Below are 1,379 nucleotides of genomic sequence, written 5' to 3'. Positions count from 1 at the left end.
GGGCGTGGGAGCAGGGGCGTTGTCGGGGGCCGCGGGCTCCGCAGCGGGCTCGCTTTCGCTCGCAGCCTCCGGCTCCGGCTCGGGCGGGTTCTGCCGATCGGCCTCGGCGGCGAGCTCGGCCTTGAGGGCGGCGTAGCGCTCCACCAGGTGATCCTCGGCCCAGCGCTGGTCGGCGATGGCCTCCACCTCGCAGGCGCTGTACTTGTCCTCGGGCGTGCCCGACTCGCCGTCCACCACGTGCAGGGTGAGCTCGTTGCACTTGCCGATCCACCACTGGTAGGTCATGTACACCGCACCTTCGTTCACGCGCTCGTCCACCGCCGCGCGCGCGAGCACCTTGCCGCGGCGCGAGCGCACCCACACAAGCTCCTCCTCGTCGATGCCGCGCGCCTCGGCGTCGGCCGGGCTGATGCTCACGTAGCCCGGCTCGTCGGCGAGCGCGGCCAGCGCCTTGCAGTTGCCGGTCATCGAGCGGCACGAGTAGTGCCCCACCTCGCGCACCGTGCACAGCACGAGCGGGTAGGCGTCGTCGGGCTTCTCGGTAGGCGGCCGCCAGTGCGCCGCAACCAGGTGGCCCTTCCCATCGGGCGTGGCGAACGCGCCGCCGGCGTAGAGCTCGGGCGTGCCGTGGTTCTCCGGGTCGTCGGCCGCGTCGGCGAAGATGGGCCACTGCGCCCAGCCCGTGCCCGCCATCTTCTCGTACGTGGCCCCGGCGAACTGCGGGCACAGCGCGCGCACCTCGTCCCAGATCTCGCGCGTGCTCTCGTAATGCATCGGGTAGCCCATGCGGGTTGACAGGTCGGCGAAGATCTCCCAGTCGTGGCGGCACTCGCCCTTCGGCGGCAGCGCGGCCGTTGTCAGCTGGAACGAGCGGTCCGACGCGGTGTACACGGCGTCATGCTCGGCCCACGACGTGGCGGGCAGCACCACGTCCGCCAGCGCCGTGGTCTGCGTCATGAAGATATCCTGGCTGATCAGCAGGTCGAGGCTCTCCAGCATGCGCCGCACCTGCGCGGTGTCGGGCTTGGTCTGCAGCGGGTCCTCGCCGAAGTTGTAGAACGCGCGGATCTTGCCCTCCCCCACCGCGTGCGGCAGGTCGGTGAGCTTCCACCCGGGCTCGAGCGACAGGCGCTCCTCGAGAACGCCCCAGGCGGCGGCGAACTTCGCACGCGCGGCGGGGTCGTCCACACGCTGGTAGCCGGGGTAGAGGCTCGGCCACATGCCCATGTCGCACGAGCCCTGCACGTTGTTCTGGCCGCGCACCGGCGCGAGGCCGCTTCGGGGCTTGCCGATGTGCCCGGTGATCAGCGCGAGCGCCGCGATGGCGCGCACCGTCTGCACGCCCTGCGCGTGCTGCGTGACGCCTCGTATAACTTCGT

At 71.4% G+C, this 1,379-nt stretch carries 1 protein-coding gene; it reads right to left on the bottom strand.

Annotation, left to right across the window (positions count from 1 at the left end; genetic code table 11):
• The coding region (locus GPA_RS07265; protein WP_156791145.1) for a molybdopterin oxidoreductase family protein at positions 1-1,379 on the bottom strand (1,379 nt) is incomplete at both ends.

This window comes from Gordonibacter pamelaeae 7-10-1-b (assembly GCF_000210055.1).
Classification (GTDB): domain Bacteria; phylum Actinomycetota; class Coriobacteriia; order Coriobacteriales; family Eggerthellaceae; genus Gordonibacter; species Gordonibacter pamelaeae.
Note: the sequence above shows the minus strand (reverse complement) of the source record. Positions and strands in the feature narration are given on the sequence as shown.